The following is a 24,162-nucleotide window of genomic DNA, read 5'->3' as shown; positions in this document are numbered from 1 at the left end:
GCACCATGCATATCCAGTTTTCAGGGAATGACGGTCCCCTTAACTCAAGCAGTTAAGGGGTTTTTTGTATTTTGCGCCATGCGTGCAGGCAAAAAACTTGTCGAGAACTTTGGTATGGGGCTGACAAGTTCCCCCTTGATAGACGGCGATGGGGTAGACTAACATGAGAAGGTACCGAGTTCAGGCGTTGGAGTAGGTAAGAGTGAGGAATGAAGGAGAATTTATCATGAAAAAAATTCTGATCTTTTCTGCTTCCATCGGCAACGGTCATAATCAGGCAGCTCGGGCAATGCAGGAAAGTCTGGCCGAGAAGGGTTACACGTCCATGATCATTGATACGTTGGAATACATCAGTCCGACGTTTCACAAGATTTTGCTGGAAAGCTACATGAACCTGCTGCGGCTATCTCCCAAGATGTGGGGACGGATATACCACAATACGGAAAAAATCCGTTTTTTTGATATGAACTTATGGATGAACAAGCTGCTCGCCAACAAGCTGAAAAAGTTGATCAACAGCGTACAGCCTGATGCGTTTATCGCCACACACCCGTTCGCAAGCTGTATGCTGTCCGTTTTGAAAGGGAGAAATGGCTGGCGAGAGCCCATCTACACGATCATTACCGACTATACCATACACCCGTCATGGATCAATCATCACATCAATTATTACTTTATCGCGCATGAACAGTTGTACTATTTGGTGGATATCTACCGGCACGATCATCGGAAGTTCATCCCGCTGGGGATTCCGATCATGCGCAAGTTCCGCCAACCGTTGGACAAGGAGCTCATCCGGCAGAAGCTGCAGATTGCGCCTGGGACGCGCTGCGTCGTCCTCTCCGGAGGCGGTCTGGGACTCGGTTCCATGGAACAGGTTCTGGACGGACTGGAAGCGATCAACCTGCCGCTGAAGACCTTTATCCTCACCGGTACCAACGACAAGCTGTATCGCAAGGTATCCGCACGCACCTACCGACACGAGGTGATGCCGCTGCGGTTTATCAATAACTTTCACGAGTACCTGGAAATCGCCGATCTGATCGTCACCAAATCCGGGGGACTGACGACGGCGGAAGTAATGAGCAAACAGGTGCCGATGATTATTTACAACCCCCTGCCGGGCCAGGAGGAACGAAACAGCCACTTTTTGCTCAACAACGGCTGTGCCGTTCACGCCAATGTGTCCGAGCAGTTGATTTATTTTATCGAGGAATTGCTGCACAATCCGACGAAGGTAGAATACATGAAAAGAATGGCACAAAAAATAGCCAAACCGGATGCTGCAGAACGCATCGCTGATTTCATTCACAACGACATGACAACCCTGTTTGGGGAAGACAAAGAGACAGAGTAACCTGACAGGAACAATGGAGGGAGCCATGAGCATACCGTACGCTGTTTTGTTTGACATGGACGGAACCTTGTTGCAGACGGAGAAGCTGTCGACACCAGCGTTTCAGCGGACGTTTGAACAGCTTCGCGAAAAAGGTCTGTGGGACGGCCCCACCCCTGGCGAGCGGGAATTGGTCAATGTCTTGGGCATGACGATTGAGCAACTCTGGGCAAAATTGCTGCCGGGGGTCAGCGAAGATACCAAACAGATGGCCGATCGGCTGCTTTTGGAAAACGAACTGGCCCTGCTGCGGCAGAACGTCACCGATCTCTACCCGGGTGTCCGCGAAGTGCTTACGAAGCTGCATGCCGAGAACGTGGCCCTGTTTGTCGCCAGCAACGGGCAGGAACAATACATTGAAGCCATCTGCGATCATTACGGGCTGACGCCGCTGTTTACCGACCTGTACTCCGCGGGCCGCTTTCACACGCGTTCCAAACGGGATCTCGTGGCCAAACTGCTGCGTGATTACGATGTGAAACAGGCCGTCATGGTAGGAGACCGGCATTCCGATGTGGAAGCGGGCAAAGTGAACGGCCTGTTTACCGTGGGCTGCGACTTCGGTTTTGCCAAACAGGGGGAACTGGACGGAGCCGATGTGATCATTACCGCATTCTCGCAGCTGCCGGATCACCTGCCGGCCGTGACAACAGTTAACAGCAACCATCCCTAAACGTTCCGTTGGGGATGGTTTCAGCGTGTAGACAAAGTTCGCGGCGCATGGGAGATCGGGCCCGCTCGCTCGCTTGACGCCCAGCGCAGAAGCGGATAAAGTCCGCTCCAAAACGAGACGCGGGCAGGGGACAAACATCTGGGTGTTTCGCGGAAGTGAGACTTGTCTCCCCTGTTGATCCCCGCGTCTTCGTTTTTCCGCTGAGTGGGTCGTCAAAGGAGCTCGCTTGGCCCATCCTGCCATGCGACGGATATTGTCTTTTGCTTCGGTTGATGAATGGGCAGGCCTTCCGGCCTGGAAATCATTTTCTTATGGACGTTTATCCAATGAACGGTTTGCCTTCAGTCTGAAACCATCCCTAAACCTTCCGTTTGGGGATGGCTTTTGTTTTGGTTTCAACGACAGCCATTTTGCCTACACTAGAAACTGTATTCCCCTCTTGCATCCGTGCCATAAAGCCATTATAATCAAAGTCAAAGATAGTCAAAGTCAAGATCAAACAGATCAAACACAGTGGAACAGGAGGCGACGACTTGCGGAACATCTCGGACATTATTGAGCAGCATCTAAAGCGCATCATTCAAGAGAGTCCGAACGGCTCCGTCGAGATACAGCGCAGCGAGCTTGCCGACCTATTTCAGTGTGTGCCGTCACAGATCAATTACGTCATCAACACCCGCTTTACGGTCGAAAAAGGATACATCGTCGAGAGCAAGCGCGGCGGGGGCGGCTACATCCGCATCCGTAAAGTGCAGATCGTCAGCAAAGCCCGGTTGCAGGAGCTGTTGACCGAGGAGCTGATTGGCGAGAGCATCTCCCAGGGAGTGGGTCATGCGATTGTTGACCGCTTGCTGGAGGAAGGGTTGATCAACAACCGGGAAGCGGCTTTGATGAAAATCGCCACCTCGCGCAATGTGCTGACGGTGGAGGCGGAAATCCGCGACCGACTGCGGGCCAACATATTAAAACAGATGATAGCTGCCATTTTGCTGCGGTAGGGACTTTCACCAAGCCAACCCGGACCGGTTAGGAGGGACGATCTGATGAACTGTGAAGAATGCGGGAAACGACCGGCGACGCTGCATCTGACCAAAATCGTCAACGGCAAAAAAACGGAATATCATATCTGTGAGCACTGTGCTCAGGAAAAAGGGGATGTCTTTGCCGGTTTTCACAACTTCAGCATCAACAATCTCCTTTCGGGGCTGTTGCACTTTGATCCAATGACCAAAAAATCGCAGGAACCGGTACAGAAGCCGCTGCGCTGCGAAACCTGCGGGCTCACCTACGCCCAATTCAGCAAAAGCGGCCGGTTCGGTTGCAGCGACTGCTACACGTTTTTGGGCGACCGGTTGGATCCGCTCTTTCGCCGGATTCACGGCAATACCCAGCATATAGGGAAAGTGCCGGAGCGAACTGGCGGTCAACTCAAGCTGCGCAAAGAGCTGGAACAGCTAAAAAGCACGCTGCAGCACTACATCGCCAGCGAAGAGTTTGAAAAGGCGGCCGAAATTCGCGACCGCATCCGGGCGCTGGAACAAAAAATCGCGCAATCGTAAGCAGGGGGAGGTGAGGCGGATATGTCCCAACAGAAGTTCATGCAAAACCCGTGGAGCAACTGGATGAAAGGGGAGGGACCCGATTCCGACATCGTCATCAGCACGCGGCTGCGCATTGCCCGCAACCTGCGGCAGCATCCGTTCCCGCTGCTCGCCACCGATTCCCAGGCGGAAGAGGTCGTGAGGAAAGTGGCGGAGGTGAGCAGAAGCGAAGCGATGAAAAGCCGATACCCGGTGCAGCTGCTCCAGATGGACCAGCTGAGCCCGCTGGAGAAACGCGTGCTGGTAGAAAAACACCTGATCAGTCCCCACCTTGCCGAAGAATCCCGCAAAGGGGCTGTCCTGCTCAGCGAGGATGAATCCGTCAGCATCATGGTAAACGAGGAGGACCACATCCGCATTCAGGTGCTGCTGCCCGGCTTTCAGTTGAATGAAGCATGGGAGGTCGGCACCAAGATTGACGACGTGTTTGAAACGCAGCTGACGTACGCGTTTGACGAGAAGCGGGGGTATCTGACGAGCTGTCCGACCAACGTCGGCACCGGCATCCGCGCCTCGGTCATGCTGCATCTGCCAGCCCTGGTGATGACCCAGCAGATCAATCGCATTTTGCAGGCGATCAATCAGGTAGGACTGGTCGTCCGGGGCATCTACGGCGAAGGCAGTGAAGCGCTGGGCAACCTGTTCCAGCTGTCCAACCAGGTGACGCTGGGGATGTCGGAAGCGGACATCTTGTCCAACTTGTACAGTGTCGCCCGGCAAATTATCGAACAGGAGCGCGTTGCCCGCCGCTATCTGATGGAGCACTCCCGCGTCGACCTGGAGGATCGTATCTACCGTTCCTACGGTATTTTGCGGTACGCGCGAACGATGGAATCAAAGGAAGCGTCACAGCGCCTCTCCGACGTTCGACTGGGTCTTGATCTGGGCCTGATCAAAAACGTGTCGCACCAGTTGTTGAATGAGCTGCTGGTGACGACGCAGCCCGGGTTCCTGCAGCATCGCGCCGGGCAGAAACTGACGCCGGAACAACGGGACGAACGGCGGGCCCGGCTGATTCGGGAGCGCCTCTCCGCCCACTGAGAACACAGGCAGTTGAGCAACAGCATTACAAATTGGCTTTTCCCATAGAGAGAACATACTGGTTGGAGGTGTACGCGATATGATGTTTGGACGTTTTACCGAACGAGCTCAAAAAGTGTTGGCGCTGGCGTTGGAGGAAGCCGTCCGCCTGGGTCACAAGGACATCGGCACAGAGCACGTGCTTCTCGGGCTGATCAGGGAAGGCGAAGGCATCGCCGCCAAGGCATTGCAATCGCTGGGACTTGGTCTCGACAAGATTCAAAGCGAAGTGGAGTCGCTGATCGGCCGCGGCACGGAACAAAACGGAGGCAACTACACGCCCAACTACACCCCCCGTGCCAAAAAGGTCATTGAACTGTCCATGGACGAAGCACGCAAGCTGGGTCACACCTACGTCGGTACGGAGCACATCCTGCTCGGTCTGATCCGTGAAGGGGAGGGGATCGCCGCGCGGATCATGAACAACCTGGGCGTCAGCCTGAACAAAGCCCGTCAGCAAGTGCTGCAGCTTTTGGGCAGCTCTGAAATGATGAACGCCCATCAGGCGTCCGGCGGCAATCCGTCGGCCAACACGCCAACCTTGGACAGCCTGGCCCGCGACTTGACGGCGATTGCCCGCGAAGGCGGCCTGGACCCGGTGATCGGCCGGCAGAAGGAGATTGAGCGCGTGATCCAGGTGCTCAGCCGACGGACGAAGAACAACCCCGTGCTGATCGGGGAGCCCGGCGTCGGGAAAACGGCGATCGCCGAAGGCCTGGCGCAAAAGATTGTGAACAACGAAATTCCCGAGACGCTGCGCGACAAGCGCGTCATGACCCTGGACATGGGCACCGTGGTGGCGGGTACCAAGTACCGCGGTGAATTTGAAGACCGGTTGAAAAAGATCATGGATGAAATCCGCCAGGCGGGCAACATCATCCTGTTCATCGACGAGCTGCACACCCTGATCGGGGCAGGCGGTGCAGAAGGCGCGATTGACGCGTCCAACATCCTCAAGCCGGCGTTGGCCCGTGGTGAACTGCAGTGCGTCGGTGCGACCACGCTGGACGAATACCGCAAATACATCGAAAAAGACGCGGCCCTGGAGCGCCGTTTCCAACCGATTCAAGTGGATGAACCGACCGTGGAGGATGCGATCAAGATCCTGCACGGGCTGCGCGACCGCTACGAAGCGCACCACCGCGTCAAGATCACGGACGAGGCGATCGAACAGGCGGTGAAGCTGTCTGACCGCTACATTACCGACCGCTTCCTGCCGGACAAGGCGATCGACCTGATCGACGAGGCGGCGTCCAAAGTGCGTCTGCAATCCTTTACCGTGCCGCCGAATCTGAAAGAGCTGGAAAGCCGCCTGGAAGAGGTGCGCAAGGAAAAGGATGCAGCTGTCCAATCCCAGGAGTTTGAAGAAGCGGCTGCGCTGCGCGACCAGGAGCAGAAGCTGCGCGAAGAGCTGGAGAAGACGAAAAAAGATTGGAAAGAGCGTCAGGGCAAGCTGAACATGGAAGTGACGCCGGAGGACATCGCTCATGTGGTGGCCAACTGGACCGGCATCCCCGTGGTCAAATTGAAGGAAGAAGAGACGGAGCGCCTGCTGAAGATGGAGGAGATTTTGCACGACCGCGTCATCGGCCAGGACGAAGCGGTCAAGTCCATCTCCCGTGCGATCCGCCGCGCCCGCGCCGGTCTGAAGGACCCGAAACGGCCGATCGGTTCGTTTATTTTCCTTGGCCCGACCGGTGTCGGGAAAACGGAATTGGCTCGCGCGGTGGCGGAAGCCCTGTTCGGCGACGAAGACGCGATGATCCGCATCGACATGTCCGAGTACATGGAGAAGCATTCGACCGCCCGTCTTGTCGGCGCGCCTCCGGGATACATCGGCTACGACGAAGGCGGCCAGCTCACCGAAAAAGTGCGCCGCAGACCGTACTCGGTCATCCTGCTGGATGAGATCGAAAAAGCGCACCCGGATGTCTTCAACATCCTGCTGCAAGTGCTGGATGACGGCCGTCTGACCGACTCCAAGGGGCGCACGGTGGACTTCCGCAACACGGTGGTGATCATGACCTCCAACGTGGGCGCCAACATGATCAAGAAAAACACGACGCTCGGCTTCACCACCGGCGATACCGAGAAAAAGTATCAGGACATGAAAGACAAAGTGATGGACGAGTTGAAGAGAAGCTTCCGTCCGGAATTCCTGAACCGGATCGACGAAGTGATCGTCTTCCACTCGCTGGAGCAGGAGCACATCGAGCAAATCGTCACCCTGATGACGGAAGAACTGCGCAAGCGCCTGAGAGAACAAGAGATCGATTTCCAACTGACCGATGCGGCCAAGAAAGTGCTGGCCAAAGAGGGCTTCGATCCGGCGTACGGCGCCCGCCCGCTCCGCCGCGCCATCCAGCGTCACATCGAGGACAAATTGTCCGAAGAACTGCTGAAGGGCACCATCCACAAAGGCGACACGGTCACCATCGACGCAGAAGACGACAAACTGGTCGTGAAGCGGTTGGAAAAGACCACGTCGTAATTCAATAAGGAAAGAATGCCTCCAAAACAGGAGGTATTCTTTTTTTGTGCACCCATGTATGATAAACATGTATAGGAGAATTCCCAGATGAGGTACGGTAATGTCAAAGTATAAAACGAAATACGCGTGTCAAGAATGTGGCTATGAATCGCCCAAATGGATGGGCAAATGCCCGGGTTGCAACAAGTGGAACACGATGGTCGAAGAAGTGGCGGTCAAATCGTCTCACCGGTACGAGCTGACGGTTGGCAGGCAGCGTACGGAAGCCATGCCGCTGACGCAGGTGGCGAGCGAGGAAGAACCGCGGATGGATACGAGGCTCGGAGAATTGAACCGCGTATTGGGCGGCGGACTTGTTCCCGGGTCGCTGATTCTTGTCGGCGGGGATCCCGGGATTGGCAAATCAACCCTGCTGCTGCAGACGTCGTTTGCGCTCGCCCATCAGGGGTTAAAAGTACTGTACGTCTCCGGCGAGGAGTCGGCGAAGCAGATCAAGCTGCGGGCCGACCGCCTCGGGATGAATACTCCGCCCATGTACGTGTTGGCGGAAAACGACTTGGAACTGATCGAACAGCATATTAATCATATAGATCCGCATGTGTTAATTATTGACTCGATACAAACCGTGTTTCACCCCGCCGTTCAGTCTGCGGCGGGCAGCGTGGCGCAGGTGCGGGAGGCGACTGCCCAGCTGATGCGCATTGCCAAGGGCAAGGGCATCGCCACCTTCATCGTCGGCCACGTGACCAAGGAAGGTTCCATCGCCGGCCCCCGCATGCTGGAGCATATGGTGGATGCCGTGCTTTACTTTGAAGGGGAGCGGCACAACACCTTCCGCATCTTGCGGGCGGTGAAAAACCGCTTTGGCTCCACCAACGAGATCGGGATTTTTGAGATGAAAGATCGTGGCTTGGCAGAAGTGGGCAATCCGTCGGAAATCTTTCTCGCGGAACGGCCCATCGGCGTCGCTGGTTCCACGGTGGTGGCCAGCATGGAAGGGACGCGGCCGGTGCTGGTGGAACTGCAGGCGCTGGTGGCCCCCACCAGCTTTGTAACACCCCGCCGGATGGCGACCGGGGTGGATCATCAGCGCGTGGCCATGATCATGGCTGTGCTGGAAAAGCGCATGGGACTGATGCTGCAAAACCAGGATGCGTACGTCAACGTGGCTGGCGGCGTGCGGCTGGATGAGCCGGCCGTCGACTTGGCGATTGCCGTCAGCATCGCCAGCAGCTTCCGCGATCAGCCGACCAATCCACATGACGTCGTCATCGGTGAAGTGGGGCTGACGGGCGAAGTGCGCGGCGTTTCCCGGATCGAACAGCGGGTCAGGGAAGCCCACAAGCTGGGGTTCAAGCGGGTGATCATTCCGGAAAAGAACATCCGCGGCTTGGAAGTCCCGACCGGCATAGACGTAATCGGCATCAGCAACATAGCCGATGCTTTGGACGAGGTGCTAAGGGGGTAGAGGCAACCTATGTTCGAGACAAATAAAAGAGAACCGCAGTTCAGCGATGTATTGCGCCTCGTCGCTCCCGGCACGCCGCTTCGCGAGGGGCTGGAAAACGTGCTGCGTGCGAAAACGGGCGGCCTGATCGTCGTCGGATACGGTCCGGAGATGAAAGGCATCGTGGACGGGGGCTTTTCCATTAATAGTGACTTCACGCCCGCTCATTTGTATGAATTGGCCAAGATGGATGGGGCGATCATAGTTAGTGAAGACGCCAAGCGAATTTTGTTCGCCAACGCCCAGTTGATTCCCCCCGCCTCCATCCCTTCGAGCGAGACGGGAACGCGGCATCGTACGGCGCAGCGGACGGCCATTCAGACGAATCACCTGGTCATCGCCATCTCCCAACGGCGTAACGTGATCACGCTGTATCAAGGCCATTTCCGCTACGTCTTGAACGAAATCAGCGTAATTTTGGCCAAGGCAAATCAGGCCCTTTCCACGCTGGAAAAGTACAAGGCCGTACTGGATCAGTCGCTGACCAACCTGGGCGCAATGGAGTTTGAAGAATTGGTGACGCTGCACGAAGTCACCTCTGTTTTGCAGCGGATCGAGATGGTTTTACGCATCAAGGCGGAAATTACCAAGTATATTTATGAATTGGGGACGGAAGGGCGGCTTGTCAGCATGCAGGTGGATGAGCTGGTCGCCAATATCGAAGAGGAAGCCCGCATGCTTGTTCGCGATTACTGCCGCGATCCCAACCTGTCACCGGAACAAGCGCTCAGGGACATGAAGAAATTAAGCGGCGATGAAATGTTGGAAATCAGTTCATTTTTGCGAATCCTTGGCTATCCCAGCAGCACCAGCATGCTGGAGGAGTCGGTGTCGCCGCGCGGGTACCGCATTCTCAACAAGATTCCCCGCCTGCCGATGACGATCATCACAAACCTGGTGGATCATTTTCACAATCTGCCGCGGATCATGATGGCCACCATTGAGGAGCTGGACGAGGTGGACGGCATCGGCGAAGTGAGGGCGCGGGCGATCAAGGATGGGTTAAAGCGGATCCAGGAGCAGGTGTTCATTGACAGGCATATTTAAGGTAGAATAGGATACAGGCAGGCATGATTGCATTGAACTTTGCCAAGGGGACTTGCCGGCAATGGACAGACGTTTCGTGTCTCCTTTGCGAACCAAACCAGGAGGTAGTCTATGTTCGTGAAATCGTTGCCGAACATGCTAACCATAAGTAACTTGTTTTTGGGAATCGTCGCCATCATTCTCGCGTTTCAGGGCGACCAGTACGTGGAATACGCGGCGATTACCGTCATCGTCGGGATGCTGATGGACGGATTGGATGGACGGGTGGCCCGCATGCTGAACGTGCAGAGCGAGTTTGGCAAGGAGCTGGATTCCCTTTCCGACGTCATTACGTTCGGGGTAGCCCCGGCGTTTATCATGTATGTGGTAGCATTGCAGGATTTGCACCTGTTCGGCATTATCGTGACGGCCATCTTCCCGATTTGCGGGGCACTCAGGCTGGCGCGCTTCAACGTCCAGGCAGGCGTGCCCGGCTACTTCGTCGGTCTGCCAATCACGGCTGCGGGCGGGGTGCTGGCGACGCTGGCCCTGTACCACCAGGTGTTCAACGTGGCGATGCTGGCAGCTGGCATGCTGCTGCTGGCCTTTTTGATGGTGTCCACCATCAAGTATCCAAACTTCAAAAAGGTGGGCATTCCGAAATCCGCGTATTGGATCACGCCGATCATTGTGGCGATTGTCGTGGTCGTGGCGATCAAGTATCCGCAGCAGTTTCCCAAAATCGTCTTCCTGCCGCTTGCCATTTACGCCCTGTACGGAATAAAAAAAAACGTTGACCTGTTGGTGAAAAAACTGCGTAAGAAAAAGGAAAACGAAGAAGAGTCGCTGCCATTTGAATAACGCCTCGCGGACGCATCCCGGTTTGTTTGGATGCAGACCGTCCAGCTTGTCTTGTCGAATTTTCGGTAAGACTGCCGAAAAAAACCCGCTCGCAAAAGCGGGTTTTTTTGTTGAAGTTGCAACTTTTCTTTGCGTACAATCGTAATACAAATTGGGAGTCTATGACAGATTGAATACCCCGAGGGTATTGAGACGCTCCGACTCCTGCCGGATGACGTCTTCCAGCCTGATGTCGGTAATGTTGCAAAGCGCGGTGAGGTAGAAGAGGTTTTTGCCAAGCTCTGCCGTCAGCACGTCGCGGCAATGCTCGCACAAGGGGCCGGTAAAATGAGTGTCCAAGAGCGATTTGTTTTCCTGCAAACTTTTACCGGGATCATAAGACTGCTTCCTGGCAACCACTTCGACACAGCCGCATTCGGTGATGGCTTTGGTCAGTGAACGGTTGATGCGGGCCGCTGTTTCCTGAATTTTGGACATGACGTCCAGCACGCTGCGGTGTCTGAGCAGCAGCTCCGAAACCTGCGTTTGAAAGTCGTCCACGTTTCGATGGTCCATATGGGTCACCTCTGCTTCAGGCTGTTGATATCGTCAGAATTTTTCATTCAATTTGCTACTGTCATTATAAGAAGGGAATCTGTCCCCTGTCAAATTGGGAACGGAGGAAAACGGGCGTTCTCCATTGACGGAAATTTAACATGTATGTTAAAATTTTTGGCTATTTGACACTGCGATTTTATCTTTGATATAGTGGGGGATAAGTGAAGACATGAAATGTGTGAGCCATGTTGAGGAAGCAGGGTTTTTCCTGCGGACTTCTGTCTATATTAATAAGAGGAGGTGAAGGCATGGTTCGCCGATTGGGAAAAACTTTTTTTGTGCTGGTCGGGGGCGGCCTGGGTTACAAATTTGGTCCCGACCTGTTTGATTTGCTGGATACGCTGCTCAATTTTGGTGACGTGCATTACAAGAGTTATATCGGAGCCGTTTTAGGCGCCGTGATATTCTTCTTCCTCGCCAACTGGCTGGTCGATTACACGCTGCGCATCGTCCGCTGGGGGGAAGAGACGCTGATCAAGCTGCCGATTGTGGATGTCATGTTTGGTGCGATGGGGTTGATTATTGGTCTAATTGTTGCCTTTTTATTATTCCTTCCCATCAGCAACATCCCGATTCCGGTAATAGGTGATCTGCTGCCGCTGATGGTGTCGTGTCTGCTCGGATACCTGGGCTTCCAGGTGGGCTTCCGGAAGCGTGACGAGATCATGTCCGTCTTTTCCATCGGGCGCAGGGATAAAGGCAAAAAGGAAAACAATGGTGCACCATCCAACGTGGAGTACAAGATTTTGGACACCAGCGTGATTATCGACGGGCGGATTGCCGACATCTGCCGGACGGGTTTTTTGGAAGGTGTGCTGGTGATTCCCGGTTTCGTGCTGGAAGAACTGCAGCACATTGCTGACTCGTCTGACGTGTTAAAGCGCAACCGCGGCCGCCGCGGACTGGATATCCTGAACAAGATTCAGAAAGAAATGAAGGTCAAGGTGCAGATCTACGAAGGAGACTTTGAAGAGGTCTCCGAAGTGGACAGCAAGCTGATCAAGCTGGCGAAGGTGATGAACGGCAAAGTCGTCACCAACGATTTCAACCTGAACAAGGTGTGCGAACTGCAGGGCGTGTCGGTGCTGAACATCAACGATCTGGCCAATGCGGTCAAACCGGTGGTTCTCCCCGGAGAAGAGCTGACCGTCCAGGTGATCAAGGACGGCAAGGAGCATGGCCAAGGGGTGGCGTACCTGGACGACGGCACGATGATCGTCGTCGAAGGAGGACGCGACTACATCGGCAATGACGTTGACGTGCTGGTCACCAGCGTGCTGCAAACCTCGGCGGGGCGAATGATCTTCGCCAAGCCCAAGCTGTTGGAAAAAGCATTGTAGAGACTGGAGAGGAATGGGGACGTGAACACGGGAGTCGTGATAGTCGCAGCTGGTTCCGGCAAGCGAATGGGAGCAGAGCGCAACAAAGTGTGGCTGCCATTGGGCGGCGAGCCGATTTTGGCCCACACCGTTCGCCTGTTTGCCAATCACCCGGAGATCGGCGAAGTGGTTCTGGTGGTCAGCGAGCGCGACCACGCCGATGTGCTCGCCTGGCTCCGACGGGAGAAGTTGAAGCTGACCGTCGCGCTGGGCGGTGCCGAACGGCAGGACAGCGTGCGCAGCGGGTTGGCCGCCCTTTCCCCAGACTGCTCGTATGTACTCGTGCACGATGCCGCCCGTCCTTTCGTGACCAGGGAACAGATCAGCGAGTTGATTCGGCGGGTCCAGCGGGAGCAGGCGACGATCATGGCTGTTCCTGTGAAGGATACCATTAAAGTGATCGGGGCGAACGGCACAGTCCAATCGACCCCGGCACGCGAGAGCTTGTGGGCGGTGCAAACCCCACAAGCTTTTCGTGTTTCCTTGTTGCGGGAGGCGCATCAGGCGGCACTTGGAGCGGGCAAAACGGGAACGGACGACGCCATGCTGGTGGAGTGGCTGGGTCATCCCGTCACTGTCATGATGGGGAGTTATGAAAACATCAAGATCACCACGCCGGACGATTTGTGGCTGGGCGAGGAGATTTTGCGCAGAAGAAAGGGAGAGCAGCGATGAGAATTGGACAGGGATTTGACGTGCATCAACTGGTGGAAGGACGCCCCTGCATTATCGGTGGTGTGACCATTCCCTACGAAAAAGGGCTGTTGGGCCACTCTGACGCCGATGTGCTGCTGCACGCGATCACCGACGCTCTGCTCGGGGCGATCGGCGAAGGGGACATCGGCCGCCATTTTCCCGATCACGATCCGGCGTTCAAGGACGCGGACAGCGTCAAACTGATGGAACACGTCTGGAAGCTGGTTAAAGAGCGGGGATACCGCCTGGGCAACGTGGACGCCACCATTATCGCCCAGGCGCCGAAAATGGCGCCGTATATTCCACAGATGCGGGAAATCATTGCCCGCGTGCTGGAAGCGGACGAGCTGTCCCAGGTAAATGTAAAGGCAACCACCACCGAAAAGCTGGGCTTTACCGGCCGCGGAGAGGGAATTGCTGCCCAGGCCGTCTGCTTGCTTGTCAAGCAGCGGGCAGAGGTGTAAGATAAGAGCTTAGAAACGAAAAAGTCAGTGATGCAGACCCGGAAACATGGGCAACGCAGTCCAGCCCTGTTTCCGCCTTTTTTACACCTTCAAGGAATAGGATGGTGCTTCTCATGGCGAAAAAAATCCGTACGCGATACGCTCCCAGTCCGACGGGGCATCTACATATCGGCGGCGCGCGCACGGCGCTGTTCAACTATTTGTTTGCCAAGCATATGGGGGGCGAGTTCATCGTCCGCATCGAGGATACCGACCAAACACGCAACGTGGAAAACGCTGACGAAGAACAGATGAAAAATCTCAAATGGCTCGGCATCCAGTGGGATGAAGGTGCCGACATCGGCGGGCCGTACGGGCCGTACCGGCAGATGGACCGCCTGGACATCTACCGCAAATACATCGATCAACTGCTGGCCGAGGGCAAGGCGTACTACTGCTACGCGACCAAGGAAGAACTGGACGCGGAGCGGGAAGAGCAGATTGCCCGCGGCGAGACTCCGCGGATCTCGGAAAAACACCGCAACGTAACGCCGGAACAGCGGGAGCAGTACGAGCGGGAAGGCCGCGTTCCGTCTGTTCACTTCAAGGTTCCGGACGACAAGGTGTACGTCGTCAACGACCTGATTCGCGGACAGGTGACGTTTGAAACCAAAGAGATGGGCGATTTCGTCATCTGTCGACCGGACGGCATTCCCACTTACAACTTTGCGGTCGTGATCGACGACCATTTGATGGAGATCAGCCACGTCATCCGCGGCGAGGAGCACTTGTCCAACACTCCGCGCCAGTTGATGATTTACGAAGCGTTGGGCTGGGAGCCGCCGCAGTTCGCGCACCTGGCGCTGATTCTCAACCAGGAAGGCAAAAAGATGTCGAAGCGCGACGAGAGCATTATCCAGTTTATCGAACAGTACCGTGAACTGGGCTTTTTGCCGGAAGCGATCGTCAACTTCATGGTGCTGCTCGGATGGTCGCCGGGCGGGGAGGAAGAGATCTTCGCCATGGAGGACATCATCAAGCTGTTCTCCCTGGACCGCGTCAGCAAGTCGCCGGCGGTTTTCGACACGGCCAAGATGAACTGGATGAACAACTACTACCTGAAGCGGCAGCCGCTTGATCTCATCACCGACATGTGCATTCCGCACCTGCAAAAGGCAGGGTTTATCGAGGAGACGCTGTCCGAAGAGAAGCGGGCATGGGTGCGCGAGATCGTCGCTCTCTACCAGGAGCAGATGTCCTACTGTGCGCAGATCGTGCCGCTGGCGGCGCTTTTCTTCCTCGACGAAGTGGTGTACGATGAAGAAGCGAAGGCGGTATTGAAGGAACCGCAATTGCCTGAGGTGCTGGAATCGTTTGTCAAACACCTGTCGGCACTGAACGAATATAATACGGATACGATCAAAGCAGTGCTGAAAGAGGTGCAAAAAGAAACGGGCCACAAAGGCAAGGCCCTGTTCATGCCGGTACGCGTGGCGTCTACCGGTCAGGCACACGGGCGCGATCTGGCTGTGACGCTCTACCTGTTGGGCAAAGACAAGGTGCTGGAACGCGTCAAACGCGTCCTGACGCACGGTGAATGATGAAATTATAAATATATAAGGAAAGACAAATGCGAGGAACAGGAGAAGTACAGCAGCCTCCACGTCTCCAGAGAGGATGGGCAGGTGGGAGCCATCCGGCGTGCGCTGTTTGGAAATGCACCTGGGAGCAGTGACCTGAACCCTCGTCCTTATGGGCGCGAAAGTAGGGCAGACGGTACCCCGCCGTTACCGGGAGATGAGCGAGATCGTCAGCACGGCCACTAGGCGCCGTTTCCGGGACGGTCTAAGCAGAGTGGAACCGCGGTTAACACCGTCTCTGCCTCCTTCGTACGCGAAGGCGGCCGGGGCGGTTTTTCTTTTTCCAACTTCCAACGAAAGCAATCTGGCAGGAGGTGTCATCCTATGTTCAGACAGATGCGAGACGACATTCAAGCGGTATTCGAGCGGGACCCGGCGGCCCGCAGCACGTTGGAGGTGGTCTTGACCTACTCCGGACTGCACGCCATTTGGGGTCACCGGATTGCGCACAAACTGTGGAAGGCCGGATGGTGTACGCTGGCCCGGATCGTTTCCCAGTTTGTCCGGTTTATGACCGGCATCGAGATTCACCCGGGAGCGAAGATCGGCAGACGGCTGTTCATCGACCACGGGATGGGCGTTGTCATTGGCGAGACCTGTGAAATCGGCGACAACGTCACCATCTACCAGGGTGTGACGCTGGGCGGCACGGGCAAGGAAAAAGGCAAGCGCCATCCCACCGTTGGCAACAATGTGATTATCGCCACCGGCGCAAAAGTGCTCGGATCGTTCAAGATCGGCGACAACTCCAAAATCGGGGCGGGAGCCGTCGTGCTGCAGGAGGTGCCGCCCAACTCCACCGTGGTTGGAATCAAGGCTCGCATCGTCATTCAGGACGGCAAGCGCGTCTCGTACGACCTGGATCATGTCAATCTGCCCGACCCGCTGGCTGACACGATTCGGCAAATGCAGCGGGAAATCGAGCAGCTTCGCAACGAAGTGAACGCATTAAGGGAGGAAGCGAAAAGCAATGAGCATACAGTTTACTAATACCCTGACCCGGCGAAAGGAACCGTTCGTTCCGCTTGAGCCGGGCAAGGTGAAGATGTACGTATGCGGACCGACCGTGTACAACTACATTCACATCGGCAACGCCCGCCCGGCGATCGTATTTGATACCCTGCGCCGGTATTTGCAGTACCGCGGATACCAGGTCACGTTTGTGCAGAACATTACGGATGTGGACGACAAGCTGATCCGCGTCGCCAACGAGGAGGGCACGACTGTCAAGGAAGTGGCCGACCGTTACATGGCGGCCTACAACGAAGACCTGCGCGCTCTCAACGTGCTGCCGCCCGACATTCAGCCGCGCGTGATGCAGACGATTCCCGAAATCATCCGTTTTATCGAGGGACTGATCGAGAAAGGCTATGCGTATGAAAGCGAAGGGGACGTCTATTTCCGCACCGGCCGCTTCAGCGAATACGGCAAGCTCTCCCACCAGCCGCTGGACGATTTGCAGGCGGGTGCCCGCGTGGAAGTAAACGAGAAGAAGGAAAACCCGCTGGACTTCGCGCTGTGGAAAGCGGCCAAGCCGGGTGAGATCAGCTGGGAAAGTCCGTGGGGTCAAGGGCGTCCGGGCTGGCACATCGAGTGCTCCGCGATGGCGCTCAAATTCCTCGGCGAACAGATCGACATTCACGCCGGCGGGTCCGACCTGGTGTTTCCCCATCACGAAAACGAAATTGCCCAGTCGGAATGCTACACCGGCAAAGTATTTGCCCGTTACTGGCTGCACAACGGCATGCTGAACATCAACAACGAAAAGATGTCCAAGTCTCTCGGCAATTTCCTTCTGGCGCGGGAACTGATCGAGCGATACGGCGGGCAGTTGATCCGCTTTTTCATGCTGCTGGGCCACTACCGCAACCCGATCAATTTCAGCGACGATTTGCTGGAACAGGCGGCCAACGGTTTGGACCGGATCAAGACCGCCTACGCCAACCTGCTGCACCGGCTGGAGACAGCACGCCCGGAGGAGCCCAACGGCCAGGCTGAGGAGCAGGCCCGGATCATCAGCAACCTGCGGGAGCGGTTTATCACCGAGATGGACGACGATCTGAACACGGCCAACGCCATTACCGTGCTGTTTGACGTGGTGAAGGAAGCCAACCTGTACATGCGCAACCAAAACGTCGGTCAGCAGGAGATTGCGGCATATCGCGACCTGCTGCTGGAGCTGACCGGTGTGCTGGGACTGAAGCTGGAGCAGGAGCAGGAACTCCTGGACAGCGAAGTGGAGGCGCTCATCGCTGAGCGGACGGAAGCGCGCAAATCACGCAATTTTGCCCGCGCGGACGAGATTCGCGACCTGCTGGCTGCAAAGGGAATCATTCTGGAAGACACCCCGCAGGGCGTTCGTTGGCGCCGCAAGTAAAGGGCCGGTGACACGATGCAGAAAGAAGAACTGTCCCGAGACCCCAACATGTTAAACCCGCTGGTACTGGCCTTTTTGGGCGACGCCACCTACGCCCACTGCGTCCGCTACCATTTGATCGCCAAGGGGCTGGTGAAGCCGCACCAGCTCCACAAGGCGGCCAACCGGTACGTGTCGGCCAGAGCGCAGGCCGCCATCCTGCACGCCCTGCTGCCGTCCCTGTCGGAGGAAGAACTGGCAGTGGTGAGGCGCGGACGCAACGCCAAGTCCGGTTCCAGCGCGAAAAACGCCGATATCATTGACTACCGGCATGCTACTGCGTTTGAAGCCCTGATCGGGTACCTGTACCTGTGCGGAAGAGAAGAGCGGGTCGCTGAACTCGTACAGCAGGCCTTTGCGATTGTGGAAGGAGCATCTGAACATGAGTGAAGAGTGGATTGTCGGGAAAAACCCGGTCATTGAAGCGCTGCGGTCGGGGCGCGCCATCAACAAGATCTGGATCGCCGAAGGGACGAACAAAAACCTGATGGGGCCGATTTTCTCCCTGGCCAGAGAGCAGGGTGTCGTCGTCACCACGGCCAATCGCAAAAAACTGGATCAGCTCAGCGGCACCGACAACCATCAGGGCGTGATCGCGTCGGTGGCTGCTTACGACTACGTCGAGGTGGAGGACATTCTCCGGAGGGCGGAGGAGCGAAACGAACCGCCGTTTTTGCTCCTGCTGGACGAGCTGGAGGACCCGCACAACCTGGGCTCGATCATGCGGACGGCCGATGCGGTCGGGGCACACGGCATCATCATTCCCAAGCGGCGTTCCGTTGGGCTGACGGCGACTGTGGCCAAAGCGTCTGCGGGGGCCATCAACTACGTGCCCGTCGCCCGGGTGACCAACATGGTTCGGACCATGGAAGAGCTGAAACAGCGGGGCGTCTGGATTGCCGGAACGGATGCGAGTGCCAAGCAGGACTTCCGCGAGGGCGATTACACCATGCCCCTGGCCGTGGTCATTGGCAGTGAGGGCAAAGGCATGAGCCGCCTGGTCAGGGAGAACTGTGATTTTCTCTACCGTCTGCCCATGGCGGGAAACGTCACCTCGCTCAACGCCTCTGTCGCTGCCGCCCTGCTGATGTACGAAGTCTACCGCGCCAGGAGTCCGCTGCCGGCACGGGTGAAGTAAGATGGCGAAAAAGAAAGCCAAACAACTGCTGATTGTGGACGGTTACAACATCATCGGGGCCTGGCCCGAACTGCGCGCGCTCAAGGACCAGGACCGCATGGACGAAGCGCGCGACCTGCTTATCTCCAAGCTGGCCGAGTACCAGAGCTTTACCGGGATCAAGGTGATCATTGTGTTTGACGCCTACAACGTGCCTGGTGCCGGCCGGCAGATGCAGGACTACCGGGTGGACATCTATTTTACCAAGCAGAAAGAGACGGCCGACGAAAAAATTGAACAGTTGGTCATGGAATTTTACGAAAAAAATCGACAAATTTATGTAGCGACGTCCGACTACACATCACAGCGTGTCATTTTCGGCCAGGGGGCGCTGCGAAAGTCGGCGAGGGAACTTCTGCTGGACCTGGAAAGTGTCGGGAAGGAGATCAAGCAGCAGGTGGAAAAAACGCATGAAGAGCGGTTCTCCACCCGTATTTCCCTGGATCGGGAAATAGCGAAAATATTCGAAAAATGGAGAAGGGAATAACTTGGATTCGGTTGACGCTTTTTTACGCCGCATGTATAATAGCCGTATCTGTGAGAAACCGGTTGGCGGAGGGATCATTCGTGAGTGTTGACCTCAAGGAGTTGAAACATTCCCAATATGAGATGATGTCTGACGAAGAGATAGTCGACCTGGTTCGCGAAAATGATGCCGAGGCCTTGGAGTACTTGATCAACAAGTACAAGAATTTCGTGCGGGCCAAAGCGCGTTCCTATTTTCTTATTGGGGCCGACCGCGAAGATATTGTGCAGGAAGGCATGATCGGCCTGTACAAATCGATTCGTGATTTCCGAGGGGACAAGCTCACATCGTTCAAGGCGTTTGCCGAACTGTGCATTACCCGCCAGATCATTACCGCCATCAAAACGGCTACCCGCCAAAAGCATATTCCGCTCAACTCCTACGTCTCGCTGGACAAGCCCATCTACGATGAAGATTCCGACCGCACCCTGCTGGACGTCATCTGCGGCACCAAGGTGACCGATCCGGAAGAGCTGTTCATCAACCGTGAGGAATTTGACGACATCGAGGGAAAAATGAGCGAAATCCTGAGCGACCTGGAACGGCAGGTGCTGATGCTGTATCTGGACGGACGTTCGTACCAGCAGATCGCCGTGGAGTTGAAGCGTCACGTCAAGTCGATCGACAACGCCCTGCAGCGGGTGAAGCGCAAACTGGAACGGTATCTGGAAGGACGAGAGATTCATCTGTGATACAGAGAATCTCTTTTTTTATTCTGGAACAAAATACTTTCCGCTTGTCAAGCCGTTTTGTTGACATGGGTAGACGGGTGTGATAAATTTGTTTAGGTAGCCATAGACGCTTTTTTCTCGTGTTTAATGGCTGCATTCTCACAAATGGTCAGGAAAAGTAGCGGTTTTCCCGTACTATTTTGTTCCCTTTCTATCAACAGCAAGGTTTGAAATGAGATGGAGGTGGCAATAAATGCGAGTAAACATCACGTTGGCGTGCACCGAGTGTGGTGAGCGTAACTATATCTCCACGAAAAACAAGCGCACCACTACCGAGCGTGTGGAACTGAAAAAATACTGCTCCCGTGACAAGAAGCATACCCTTCATCGCGAGACGAAGTAACGCATGGAAGCGACGAAGTCTGGGGGTGGCACTGTGGGTTTCCTAGCACGAATCGGAGCCGGATTTCGCCGGACAGGCGAATTTTTCGGCGATGTCATGTCCGAACTGAAGAAGGTCCGCTGGCCCAACCGGAAAGAACTGACCAGCTACACGATCGTCGTTCTTGTAACGGTGACGCTGCTTGCGCTGTTCTTCTTCGTCATCGACTTGGGTATCTCGCGCGTGATCGATTTGATTTTAGGAAAGTAATTTTGCAAGCCTAGGAGGGACGGACGGAAACGTCCTTGTGGATATGGAAAAAGCATGGTATGTCGTTCATACGTACTCAGGTTATGAAAACAAGGTAAAGACCAATCTGGAGAAACGCGTCGAGTCGATGGGCATGGAAGACAAGATCTTCCGCGTTCTCGTCCCCACCGAGGAAGAGGTGGAGACGAAGGACGGCAAAAAACGCACCGTCACGAAAAAAGTGTTTCCCGGATACGTCCTTGTTGAAATGGTGATGACGGACGACTCGTGGTATGTCGTGCGCAACACCCCTGGGGTTACCGGCTTTGTCGGTTCCACGGGCGCCGGTTCCAAACCGACTCCGCTGCGTCCTGAAGAGGCGGATGCGATCCTTCGTCAGATGGGGATCGATATTCCCAAGGTCAAAGTCGACTTCGCTCTCCGCGACATGGTGCGGGTGACGGACGGTCCGTTCTCCAACCGGACGGGAGAAATCATCGAGATTCACCCAGACAGACAGAAGGTCCGTGTGCTGGTGGATATCTTCGGACGTGAAACACCGGTGGAATTGGACTTTACGCAAGTTCAAAAATTGGATTAGGAATGATCTTGAAAAGTATCGCGTGATGTGGTACATTTCATTTTGTTTTAAAAATCGTTGTAGCGATTTTTAAAAAAGATGATGTGCCCCCAAAGGGCAGCAAAACGGCTGCGCCGTATTTGCAATCCCGCCGAAACTCTGGGGTTTCTTGCACTCTCACTATAGATGGAAAGTCTACATAATAGGCTTTCAGCAAAACGGTGGGAGGGGGCATGCCCCCGCATTTACCACATGTGAAGTAAGGAGGTGTCTTACGTGGCTAAGAAGGTTATCCGCGTAATTAAGTTACAAATCCCGGCAGGTAAAGCAAACCCTGCACCTCCGGTAGGTCCGGCTCTCGGCCAAGCTGGTGTGAACATCATGGGATTCTGTAAAGAATTCAACGCTCGCACTGAGAGCGAAGCAGGAATGATCATTCCGGTAGAAATTACCGTTTATGAAGACCGTTCCTTCACCTTCATCACGAAGACTCCGCCGGCTGCTGTTCTGCTGAAAAAAGCTGCTGGCATCGAGTCCGGTTCCGGCGTACCGAACAAAACCAAGGTCGCTACCCTGAAGCGTGACAAAGTACGCGAGATCGCGGAACTGAAACGCCCTGACCTGAATGCTGCATCCGTGGAAGCGGCTATGCGCATGATCGAAGGTACGGCTCGTTCCATGGGTATCGTGATCGAAGACTAATGGTGCAGTTGTGAGGGGGTACAGGTAATGTGCCCCCCCTGTTTGTGGGAGGATCAAACCGCTACGACCACATTGAAGGGAGAATTTACAGATGGCAAAACGAGGCAAAAAGTATCAAGAAGCTGCCAAGCTGATTGACAAAAACAAAGTATACGAAGTAACCGAAGCGATCGAGCTGGTGAAAAAAGCAGCGACCGCCAAGTTTGACGAAACGGTGGAAGCGGCGTTTCGCCTGGGTGTAGACCCGAAACGTGCTGACCAGCAAATCCGCGGTGCGGTGGTACTGCCGCACGGTACCGGTAAAGTACAGCGCGTTCTCGTGTTCGCGAAAGGTGAAAAAGCGAAAGAAGCAGAAGCGGCTGGCGCCGATTACGTAGGCGATGCTGACATGATCGCCAAAATCCAAGGCGGCTGGTTTGAATTTGACGTTGTGGTAGCTACTCCGGACATGATGGGTGAAGTAGGGAAACTGGGTCGCGTACTCGGTCCGAAAGGCCTCATGCCGAACCCGAAAACCGGCACCGTTACCTTCGACGTTGCCAAAGCCGTCAACGAAATCAAAGCCGGTAAAATCGAGTACCGCGTAGACAAAGCCGGTAACATCCACGCGCCGATCGGTAAAGTTTCCTTTGACACCGAGAAGCTGGCGGAAAACCTGGCTGCGCTGACCGAAGCGCTCAACCGTGCGAAGCCGGCAGCAGCGAAAGGCGTTTACATGAAAAACGTATCCATCAGCTCCACGATGGGTCCGGGTGTACGCGTCGCTGTGAAATAATGTAACTTGACTTCCCGTGGGGAAGTTGCTATGATAGTGCCTGTTGAAGAAAAGAATATGTCATGCCGTAGACAGAAGGTGCGGAGTTTGGCTGGTCCAAACGATGCTTAATATCCCTCCGAGGCGTGTAATGGTACGGAAAAAGGAGCCGCTGCGTTCCTTTGACGATAGAACATTATGCCCTCGTGTGTCTACGAGGGCATTCTTCTTTTTCGAGGATAGAGCACGGGAGGTGTAAACATTGGCAGAAATCCGTCCAACCGTTATTCGTGAAGAGAAAGTACAAGCGGTAAATGAGATCGCAACCAAACTGCGCGAAAGCCAAACCACCGTGGTGGCTGACTACCGCGGCCTGACTGTAGCGCAGGTGACCGAACTGCGCAAACAACTGCGTGAAGCAGGCGTTGAGTTCCAAGTGTTGAAAAACACGCTCACCCGCCTGGCGACTGCGAAAGAAAACCTGACTGAACTGGATCAGTATCTGACGGGTCCGAACGCTCTGGCGTTTGGCAAGGATGATGCGGTTGCTCCGGCGAAAGTCCTGGTGGAATTCGCAAAGAAAAACGAGCAGCTCGAGATCAAAGGCGGCGTCATCGAGGGCAAAGTGGTAGGTCCGGAGCAAATCAAGGCACTGGCTTCCCTGCCGTCCCGCGAAGGTCTGCTGTCCATGCTCCTCAGCGTGCTGCAGGCGCCGATCCGCAACTTCGCGCTGGCTGTCAAGGCAGTATCCGATCAAAAAGAAGGCCAAGGCGCGTAACAGCGTAAACGGACTTCATATTCGACGAGCGGCGTAAACTGCCGCCGCCAATACAATTTCCTGGAATGGGAGGATTAGAAGATGAGCAAAGAGCAAATCATTGAAGCGATTAAAGGCATGTCCGTTCTGGAACTGAACGAACTGGTTAAAGCAATCGAAGAAGAGTTTGGCGTAACTGCTGCTGCTCCGGTAGCTGTAGTTGCTGGCGGTGCTGGCGCTGCTGATGCTGCTGCTGAGCAAACTGAATTCACTGTAAACCTGGTAAGCGGCGGCGCTTCCAAAATCAACGTAATCAAAGTAGTTCGCGAGCTGACCGGTCTGGGTCTGAAAGAAGCAAAAGACCTGGTAGACAACGCTCCGAAGACACTCAAAGAAGGCGTATCCAAAGAAGAAGCCGAATCCATGAAAGCAAAACTCGAAGAAGCTGGCGCAACTGTAGAAATCAAGTAAGTTGGCTTCCGAAACGGAAACATCCCCTTGCCTGCGGCAGGGGGATTTTCTGTACACATGACCCTGGATTGGACGAGGAAAGGTGGG

At 55.2% G+C, this 24,162-nt stretch carries 27 protein-coding genes and 2 other annotated features; of the genes, 26 read left to right on the top strand and 1 reads right to left on the bottom strand.

Features of this window, described 5'->3' with window-relative positions:
• Positions 1–226: 226 nt before the first annotated feature.
• The 9 genes from KDN35_RS17385 (at position 227) to pssA (ending at position 10,635) form a co-directional block, all read left to right on the top strand.
• Complete coding sequence (locus tag KDN35_RS17385; RefSeq protein WP_171567130.1) at positions 227–1,357, top strand: MGDG synthase family glycosyltransferase; 1,131 nt, start codon at positions 227–229, stop codon at positions 1,355–1,357.
• A gap of 25 nt (positions 1,358–1,382) precedes the next feature.
• The gene (locus KDN35_RS17380) at positions 1,383–2,069 is read left to right on the top strand and encodes an HAD-IA family hydrolase (protein WP_212133374.1); all 687 of its coding nucleotides are present in this window, start codon (positions 1,383–1,385) and stop codon (positions 2,067–2,069) included.
• Positions 2,070–2,602: 533 nt separating this feature from the next.
• Positions 2,603–3,067, top strand: coding sequence for a CtsR family transcriptional regulator (locus tag KDN35_RS17375; protein ID WP_171567132.1), 465 nt, complete (start codon positions 2,603–2,605; stop codon positions 3,065–3,067).
• 45 nt (positions 3,068–3,112) lie between these two features.
• A complete protein-coding gene (mcsA, locus tag KDN35_RS17370; protein WP_171567133.1) occupies positions 3,113–3,628 on the top strand; it encodes a protein-arginine kinase activator protein McsA in 516 nt (171 codons plus the stop codon).
• Between the two features lie 21 nt (positions 3,629–3,649).
• Positions 3,650–4,711 (top strand): protein-arginine kinase McsB, encoded by a 1,062-nt coding sequence (gene mcsB / locus KDN35_RS17365; RefSeq protein WP_171567134.1) that lies wholly within the window; start codon positions 3,650–3,652, stop codon positions 4,709–4,711.
• Between the two features lie 79 nt (positions 4,712–4,790).
• A complete protein-coding gene (locus KDN35_RS17360; RefSeq protein ID WP_171567135.1) occupies positions 4,791–7,241 on the top strand; it encodes an ATP-dependent Clp protease ATP-binding subunit in 2,451 nt (816 codons plus the stop codon).
• 100 nt (positions 7,242–7,341) lie between these two features.
• Positions 7,342–8,709: a DNA repair protein RadA gene (gene radA / locus KDN35_RS17355; RefSeq protein ID WP_171567136.1), complete on the top strand. Its 1,368-nt coding sequence runs from the start codon at positions 7,342–7,344 to the stop codon at positions 8,707–8,709.
• Between the two features lie 9 nt (positions 8,710–8,718).
• Entirely contained in the window at positions 8,719–9,795 is a 1,077-nt protein-coding gene (disA, locus tag KDN35_RS17350) for a DNA integrity scanning diadenylate cyclase DisA (RefSeq protein WP_171567137.1), read from the top strand.
• 111 nt (positions 9,796–9,906) lie between these two features.
• Positions 9,907–10,635, top strand: a complete 729-nt coding sequence (pssA, locus tag KDN35_RS17345) for a CDP-diacylglycerol--serine O-phosphatidyltransferase (RefSeq protein WP_171567138.1) — start codon at positions 9,907–9,909, stop codon at positions 10,633–10,635.
• A gap of 159 nt (positions 10,636–10,794) precedes the next feature.
• Here the strand turns inward: pssA and KDN35_RS17340 are convergent, their stop codons facing one another.
• A complete protein-coding gene (locus tag KDN35_RS17340) occupies positions 10,795–11,190 on the bottom strand; it encodes a nucleoside triphosphate pyrophosphohydrolase family protein (RefSeq protein ID WP_171567139.1) in 396 nt (131 codons plus the stop codon).
• A 290-nt stretch (positions 11,191–11,480) separates the two neighbouring features.
• On the opposite strand from KDN35_RS17340, the gene KDN35_RS17335 reads away from it, so the two are divergent.
• From KDN35_RS17335 to rplL, 17 genes are all read left to right on the top strand, one after another.
• Entirely contained in the window at positions 11,481–12,572 is a 1,092-nt protein-coding gene (locus KDN35_RS17335; RefSeq protein WP_171567140.1) for a PIN/TRAM domain-containing protein, read from the top strand.
• A gap of 21 nt (positions 12,573–12,593) precedes the next feature.
• Entirely contained in the window at positions 12,594–13,286 is a 693-nt protein-coding gene (gene ispD, locus KDN35_RS17330) for a 2-C-methyl-D-erythritol 4-phosphate cytidylyltransferase (protein ID WP_171567141.1), read from the top strand.
• Entirely contained in the window at positions 13,283–13,771 is a 489-nt protein-coding gene (gene ispF / locus KDN35_RS17325; protein WP_212133372.1) for a 2-C-methyl-D-erythritol 2,4-cyclodiphosphate synthase, read from the top strand. The genes ispD and ispF overlap by 4 nt, the downstream gene beginning before the upstream one ends.
• A gap of 113 nt (positions 13,772–13,884) precedes the next feature.
• Positions 13,885–15,351, top strand: a complete 1,467-nt coding sequence (gene gltX / locus KDN35_RS17320) for a glutamate--tRNA ligase (protein WP_171567143.1) — start codon at positions 13,885–13,887, stop codon at positions 15,349–15,351.
• A gap of 25 nt (positions 15,352–15,376) precedes the next feature.
• Positions 15,377–15,633, top strand: a binding site (T-box leader).
• An 81-nt stretch (positions 15,634–15,714) separates the two neighbouring features.
• On the top strand, positions 15,715–16,380 hold the full coding sequence (cysE, locus tag KDN35_RS17315) for a serine O-acetyltransferase (RefSeq protein ID WP_171567144.1): 666 nt from the start codon (positions 15,715–15,717) through the stop codon (positions 16,378–16,380).
• Complete coding sequence (gene cysS, locus KDN35_RS17310; RefSeq protein WP_212133370.1) at positions 16,361–17,767, top strand: cysteine--tRNA ligase; 1,407 nt, start codon at positions 16,361–16,363, stop codon at positions 17,765–17,767. The genes cysE and cysS overlap by 20 nt, the downstream gene beginning before the upstream one ends.
• Positions 17,768–17,782: 15 nt before the next feature.
• Positions 17,783–18,196, top strand: coding sequence for a Mini-ribonuclease 3 (locus tag KDN35_RS17305; protein ID WP_212133368.1), 414 nt, complete (start codon positions 17,783–17,785; stop codon positions 18,194–18,196).
• Positions 18,189–18,944 carry a 23S rRNA (guanosine(2251)-2'-O)-methyltransferase RlmB gene (gene rlmB, locus KDN35_RS17300; RefSeq protein ID WP_171567147.1) on the top strand — a complete coding sequence of 252 codons (756 nt, stop codon included), beginning with the start codon at positions 18,189–18,191 and terminating at the stop codon, positions 18,942–18,944. Before KDN35_RS17305 ends, rlmB begins: the two co-directional genes overlap by 8 nt.
• Position 18,945: 1 nt before the next feature.
• Complete coding sequence (locus KDN35_RS17295) at positions 18,946–19,470, top strand: NYN domain-containing protein (protein WP_212133365.1); 525 nt, start codon at positions 18,946–18,948, stop codon at positions 19,468–19,470.
• An 80-nt stretch (positions 19,471–19,550) separates the two neighbouring features.
• Complete coding sequence (gene sigH / locus KDN35_RS17290; protein WP_171567149.1) at positions 19,551–20,201, top strand: RNA polymerase sporulation sigma factor SigH; 651 nt, start codon at positions 19,551–19,553, stop codon at positions 20,199–20,201.
• Between the two features lie 232 nt (positions 20,202–20,433).
• Positions 20,434–20,583, top strand: coding sequence for a 50S ribosomal protein L33 (rpmG, locus tag KDN35_RS17285; protein WP_029101087.1), 150 nt, complete (start codon positions 20,434–20,436; stop codon positions 20,581–20,583).
• 33 nt (positions 20,584–20,616) lie between these two features.
• Positions 20,617–20,832, top strand: coding sequence for a preprotein translocase subunit SecE (secE, locus tag KDN35_RS17280; protein WP_029101086.1), 216 nt, complete (start codon positions 20,617–20,619; stop codon positions 20,830–20,832).
• 43 nt (positions 20,833–20,875) lie between these two features.
• Positions 20,876–21,412 (top strand): transcription termination/antitermination protein NusG, encoded by a 537-nt coding sequence (gene nusG / locus KDN35_RS17275; RefSeq protein ID WP_171567194.1) that lies wholly within the window; start codon positions 20,876–20,878, stop codon positions 21,410–21,412.
• A 255-nt stretch (positions 21,413–21,667) separates the two neighbouring features.
• Positions 21,668–22,093: a 50S ribosomal protein L11 gene (rplK, locus tag KDN35_RS17270; protein WP_029101084.1), complete on the top strand. Its 426-nt coding sequence runs from the start codon at positions 21,668–21,670 to the stop codon at positions 22,091–22,093.
• A 91-nt stretch (positions 22,094–22,184) separates the two neighbouring features.
• On the top strand, positions 22,185–22,868 hold the full coding sequence (gene rplA / locus KDN35_RS17265; RefSeq protein WP_171567151.1) for a 50S ribosomal protein L1: 684 nt from the start codon (positions 22,185–22,187) through the stop codon (positions 22,866–22,868).
• A gap of 47 nt (positions 22,869–22,915) precedes the next feature.
• Positions 22,916–23,086 (top strand) — a sequence feature (ribosomal protein L10 leader region).
• A 23-nt stretch (positions 23,087–23,109) separates the two neighbouring features.
• Entirely contained in the window at positions 23,110–23,625 is a 516-nt protein-coding gene (gene rplJ / locus KDN35_RS17260; RefSeq protein WP_029101082.1) for a 50S ribosomal protein L10, read from the top strand.
• An 81-nt stretch (positions 23,626–23,706) separates the two neighbouring features.
• Positions 23,707–24,075: a 50S ribosomal protein L7/L12 gene (rplL, locus tag KDN35_RS17255; RefSeq protein ID WP_171567152.1), complete on the top strand. Its 369-nt coding sequence runs from the start codon at positions 23,707–23,709 to the stop codon at positions 24,073–24,075.
• Positions 24,076–24,162: the final 87 nt, after the last annotated feature.

The sequence above is a fragment of the Brevibacillus sp. NL20B1 genome (assembly GCF_018195675.1).
Taxonomy (GTDB): Bacteria; Bacillota; Bacilli; order Brevibacillales; family Brevibacillaceae; genus Brevibacillus; species Brevibacillus aydinogluensis.
This window is presented reverse-complemented; position numbering and strand designations above follow the sequence as displayed.

Excerpts from the sequence above, each read along its gene's own strand:
- cysS (WP_212133370.1), top strand. The coding sequence starts at position 16,361 with ATGAGCATACAGTTTACTAATACCCTGACCCGGCGAAAGGAACCGTTC.
- rplA (WP_171567151.1), top strand. The coding sequence starts at position 22,185 with ATGGCAAAACGAGGCAAAAAGTATCAAGAAGCTGCCAAGCTGATTGAC.
- radA (WP_171567136.1), top strand. The coding sequence starts at position 7,342 with ATGTCAAAGTATAAAACGAAATACGCGTGTCAAGAATGTGGCTATGAA.
- KDN35_RS17385 (WP_171567130.1), top strand. The coding sequence starts at position 227 with ATGAAAAAAATTCTGATCTTTTCTGCTTCCATCGGCAACGGTCATAAT.
- mcsB (WP_171567134.1), top strand. The coding sequence starts at position 3,650 with ATGTCCCAACAGAAGTTCATGCAAAACCCGTGGAGCAACTGGATGAAA.
- mcsA (WP_171567133.1), top strand. The coding sequence starts at position 3,113 with ATGAACTGTGAAGAATGCGGGAAACGACCGGCGACGCTGCATCTGACC.
- KDN35_RS17305 (WP_212133368.1), top strand. The coding sequence starts at position 17,783 with ATGCAGAAAGAAGAACTGTCCCGAGACCCCAACATGTTAAACCCGCTG.
- KDN35_RS17335 (WP_171567140.1), top strand. The coding sequence starts at position 11,481 with ATGGTTCGCCGATTGGGAAAAACTTTTTTTGTGCTGGTCGGGGGCGGC.
- gltX (WP_171567143.1), top strand. The coding sequence starts at position 13,885 with ATGGCGAAAAAAATCCGTACGCGATACGCTCCCAGTCCGACGGGGCAT.
- pssA (WP_171567138.1), top strand. The coding sequence starts at position 9,907 with ATGTTCGTGAAATCGTTGCCGAACATGCTAACCATAAGTAACTTGTTT.
- KDN35_RS17380 (WP_212133374.1), top strand. The coding sequence starts at position 1,383 with ATGAGCATACCGTACGCTGTTTTGTTTGACATGGACGGAACCTTGTTG.
- KDN35_RS17295 (WP_212133365.1), top strand. The coding sequence starts at position 18,946 with ATGGCGAAAAAGAAAGCCAAACAACTGCTGATTGTGGACGGTTACAAC.
- KDN35_RS17340 (WP_171567139.1), bottom strand. The coding sequence starts at position 11,190 with ATGGACCATCGAAACGTGGACGACTTTCAAACGCAGGTTTCGGAGCTG.
- nusG (WP_171567194.1), top strand. The coding sequence starts at position 20,876 with ATGGAAAAAGCATGGTATGTCGTTCATACGTACTCAGGTTATGAAAAC.
- rpmG (WP_029101087.1), top strand. The coding sequence starts at position 20,434 with ATGCGAGTAAACATCACGTTGGCGTGCACCGAGTGTGGTGAGCGTAAC.
- cysE (WP_171567144.1), top strand. The coding sequence starts at position 15,715 with ATGTTCAGACAGATGCGAGACGACATTCAAGCGGTATTCGAGCGGGAC.
- KDN35_RS17360 (WP_171567135.1), top strand. The coding sequence starts at position 4,791 with ATGATGTTTGGACGTTTTACCGAACGAGCTCAAAAAGTGTTGGCGCTG.
- disA (WP_171567137.1), top strand. The coding sequence starts at position 8,719 with ATGTTCGAGACAAATAAAAGAGAACCGCAGTTCAGCGATGTATTGCGC.
- ispF (WP_212133372.1), top strand. The coding sequence starts at position 13,283 with ATGAGAATTGGACAGGGATTTGACGTGCATCAACTGGTGGAAGGACGC.
- rplL (WP_171567152.1), top strand. The coding sequence starts at position 23,707 with ATGAGCAAAGAGCAAATCATTGAAGCGATTAAAGGCATGTCCGTTCTG.
- rlmB (WP_171567147.1), top strand. The coding sequence starts at position 18,189 with ATGAGTGAAGAGTGGATTGTCGGGAAAAACCCGGTCATTGAAGCGCTG.